The organism is Paracoccus sp. PAMC 22219 (genome assembly GCF_000787695.1).
Classification (GTDB): domain Bacteria; phylum Pseudomonadota; class Alphaproteobacteria; order Rhodobacterales; family Rhodobacteraceae; genus Paracoccus.
This window is the reverse complement of the sequence record NZ_BBPH01000201.1, coordinates 1-3645: the sequence shown is the minus strand read 5'-3', so window position 1 is coordinate 3645 and position 3645 is coordinate 1. Positions and strand designations below refer to the sequence as shown.

The window sequence follows — 3645 nt, the reverse complement described above, 5'->3', positions numbered from 1 at the left end:
CCGATGGCGCCGACCTGCTGGCCCAAGGGCGCGCCCTGCGCCCAGTCACAGGTCGGGCTGCAGGGATGGCAGAAGATGTCGAAATCCAGCCAGCCCGGCCCGTGATCCACCACCGTATAGACCGGGCGGTGAAGCGCGTCGGCCCCGTCGGGCCAGACGGTGCGACCGCTGGCGGCCACGCGCGGCCAGACGGCGGCCCGCCCCGCAGGCGGCAGCAGCAGCCGAAAGTGGTAACCGCCCTGCGCGAACTGCCCGGCCTCGGGGCCCGTCAGGCGCACCCGCAGGAACCCCGGCACCGGCCGCGACACCCCCGCCACGCGGAGCAGCGCAAGGCCCGGCGCCAGCGCGCCCGCATCCACGTCGTCCCATGCAACCTCGACCCCGGCCTCGGCCAGAACCTCTGTCGCGCTGTCGCGCAGGATGCCGACTAGCCGCCCCTCGGGCGCCAGCAGGTCGATGCGCAGCGCGTCGGCCTGGCGCGTCAGGCGCAGTTCGGACCCCCAGATCAGCATGCTGAGGCCGGCCTCGTCCTCGACCAGCGGGGCGTCCCACATGGCGGCCCGCGCCTTCAGCGCCGCGACCGCGGCCCCGCTGGCGCGCGGGATCAGACCGGTTCCGTGAAAGCTGCGCAGATGCGACATGGGCAGGGTCCGTGGCTGGAAAGTCAAAAGGTCGGAAATAAGGATTCGACAGCCGGATTGGCAGATTGACGAATCTGACAGAAAAGATCAGATACGCCGAAACGTGTCAATCCAGCAGGCGATCATGTCCGTCCAACCCCGTATTCTCCTTCTGGCCGGTGCCAGCGTCCTTGCCCTGTCGTCCGGGACAGCCTGGTCCCAGCAGGCGGGCGAACCCATCCTGCTGGACCCGATCGTGCTGACCGCGACCTCGGACGCGTCTGTCCAGGCGGACGGCTATGTCGGCGGTCAGGCGCAGGTCGCGACCAAGTCGAACACCCCGGTGGCCGAAACCCAGCAGTCGATCTCGGTCGTGACCAGCCAGCAGATCGAGGATCAGGGCGCCGAAACCCTGGGCCAAGCGCTGAATTATACCGCAGGCGTGCTGGGCCAGCCCTTCGGCGCCGATCCCCGCTTTGACAGCCCGACCGTGCGCGGCTTCGAGGCGCGCGGATCGCAATACGTGAACGGCCTGCGCCAGTTGCGCGATTTCGGCGCCCCCGCCTTCGAGGTCTATGGCCTGCAACAGGTGGAGGTGCTGAAGGGCCCGAATTCGTCGCTGTACGGCGCCGGATCGCCCGCCGGGATCATCAATCAGGTGCAGAAGCGCGCCCAGGACTTCGACTTTTTCGAGGTCGGTGTAGGCTATGACAGCAACGACAGTGCGCAGACGTTCTTTGACCTGAACCGCGTTGCCAGCCCCACCCTGTCCTGGCGCCTGACCGGCATCCTGCGCGACGGCCGGACGCAGATCGAGGATCTGACCAACGAACGCGGCTATCTGGGCGCGGCGCTGCGCTATGCGCCCGACGACGCGACGACGGTGGACGTGATCGCGTCGTTCACCAAGGACGCACCCATCTCGCCCCCCGGAGTGCCCTTTGCGCTGACGCAGACCCGCGACGGCAAGGCCCTGCGCGATCGGTATTTCGGAGAGCCGGGCTTCGACGACAGCGACCGCGAGATGGCGAATCTGGGCGTCGAGATCAGCCATCAGCTGGACAACGGCTGGACGCTGTCCCAAGGCTTCCGGGTCGAGCGGTTCGACTGGACCTATACCGGCCATTACGTCAGCGGCCTGTCCGACGATGGCCTGTCGATCACGCGCGGCGCGAATTTCCAGGATGAATCCACGACCGGTCTGAACCTTGATACCCGCCTGTCGAACCGCGTCACCACGGGTGCCGCAACGCACGACCTGCTGCTGGGCCTGGACATCCGCCAGTACGATGCCGACACGACGACGGAATTCTTCTTCGGCCAGCCCATCGACGCGTCCGACCCGGTCTATGGCGGGCTGCCGACGACGCCGGCCTGGTATACCAGCACGTCCGACATCAGCCAGAAGCAGATCGGCCTTTATGCCCAAGACGAGATCGCGGTCGGCAACTGGCGCGGCAGCCTGGCGATCCGCCACGACTGGACCGAACAGACCGGGACCGAATTCACCAACTTTGCCGGCGACAGCACCATCGACCAGTCCGACAGTGCCACCACGGGCCGCGTGGGCCTGGGCTATGTCATGGCGAACGGCGTCATGCCCTATGCAAGCTATTCGACCTCGTTCGACCCGACGATCGGCATCGACGACATCACCGGAGAGACTCTGGACCCGACAGAGGGCAAGCAGTGGGAGGTCGGCGTCAAGTATCAACCCGCGGGCTTTGACGGGTTGTTCAGCGCGGCCGTCTATGACCTGACGCAGCAGAACCTGGTGCGCAACCTGGGCCAGGGTCAGAACCGCCAGGTCGGAGAGGTCCGCTCCAAGGGGCTGGAGCTGGAGGCCACCGCCGCGCTGAGCGCGGATTGGGACCTGCGCGCCAGCTATGCCTTCAACGAGACGGAACAGAGAAGCGGCCCCGAAAACGGGTTCGAGATGCCCAACGCCCCGCGACACCTGGGCAGCCTGTGGCTGGACCACGATTTCGGCAACGGCCTGCGCGCGGGCGGCGGCATCCGCCATATCGGCGAACGCAAGGGCGATTTCGCCAACACCTTCGATCTGGACAGCGTGACCCTGGTCGATCTGGCCGCGACCTATACCCGCGGCAATGTCGAGGCCAGCGTGAACCTGAACAACCTGACCGACGAGGTCTATCTGGCCAACTGCGGCAGCTTCGGCTGCTATTACGGCGAGGGGCGCAGCGTCGCCGCCAAGGTCGCCTACACGTGGTAGGGCGCGGGGCCATATCGCCCCGGCCCGACCGCCGCGCCTTTCTGACCGCCGCCGGCATCCTGCTGGCGGCGGGCCTGCCCTTGCGCGCGGACAGTGCCCCGCGCCTGGCCGCGATTGACTGGGCGATGCTGGAAACCGCGACCGCCCTGGGCCACATGCCCGTCGCCGCGGCCGAGTTGATCCGCTTTCGCGCCGATGTGGGCGTCCCCCCCATCCCCGACACGGTCACCGACCTGGGCCTGCGCGGGGCGCCCAATTTCGAACTGCTGCAGCTGGTCCGCCCGACGCTGATCCTCAGCTCTCCCTATTACACCCGCTATCAGGCGCGGATGGAGGCGATCGCCCCGGTCCTGTCCCTGCCCTTCTACCTGCCCGGACAGGCGCCGCTGCCCAAGGCGATGGACGCGCTGGACGCGCTGGCCCGGCGGATCGGTGATCCCGCCACGGGCGCGCGCGCACGGGCACGGGCAGACGCGCATCTGGACCGGCTGGCCGCGCGGGTCGCGCGCCATGCGGACCGGCCGCTGGCGCTGGTCGATATCGGCGATGCGCGCCACCTGCGCGCCTTTGGGTTCGACAGCCTGTTCGGCAGCACGCTGGCCCGCATCGGCCTGCGCAACGCCTGGTCCGAGGCGACGGCCTTCAGCTTTCTGGCCCCGGTGCCGCTGGAACGCCTGGCCGACATGCCCGACGCGCGGCTGGTCATTGCCGGTCCCATCCCGCCGCAGGCGCGGGGCGCGCTGGCCCGCAGCCATCTGTGGCAGGCCCTGCCGCAGGTGGCGCAGGGCC

Annotated in this window: 3 protein-coding genes; 2 read left to right on the top strand and 1 reads right to left on the bottom strand. The window is 68.6% G+C overall.

Annotation, left to right across the window (positions count from 1 at the left end; all coding sequences use genetic code 11):
- Positions 1-641 (bottom strand): siderophore-interacting protein (locus TY51_RS24170; RefSeq protein WP_042252414.1); only part of this gene is annotated, 641 nt, incomplete at its 3' end.
- Positions 642-765: 124 nt separating this feature from the next.
- Here TY51_RS24170 and TY51_RS18260 point away from each other — a divergent pair.
- Together TY51_RS18260 and TY51_RS18255 are read left to right on the top strand one after the other, a co-directional pair.
- Positions 766-2856, top strand: a complete 2091-nt coding sequence (locus TY51_RS18260; RefSeq protein WP_042252417.1) for a TonB-dependent siderophore receptor — start codon at positions 766-768, stop codon at positions 2854-2856.
- A partial coding sequence (locus TY51_RS18255) for an ABC transporter substrate-binding protein (RefSeq protein WP_042252412.1) occupies positions 2850-3645 on the top strand: 796 nt, incomplete at its 3' end. The genes TY51_RS18260 and TY51_RS18255, both read left to right, overlap by 7 nt.

Bases quoted from the DNA above. Each gene is read 5' to 3' on its own strand.
- TY51_RS18260 (WP_042252417.1), top strand. From the start codon at position 766: ATGTCCGTCCAACCCCGTATTCTCCTTCTGGCCGGTGCCAGCGTCCTT.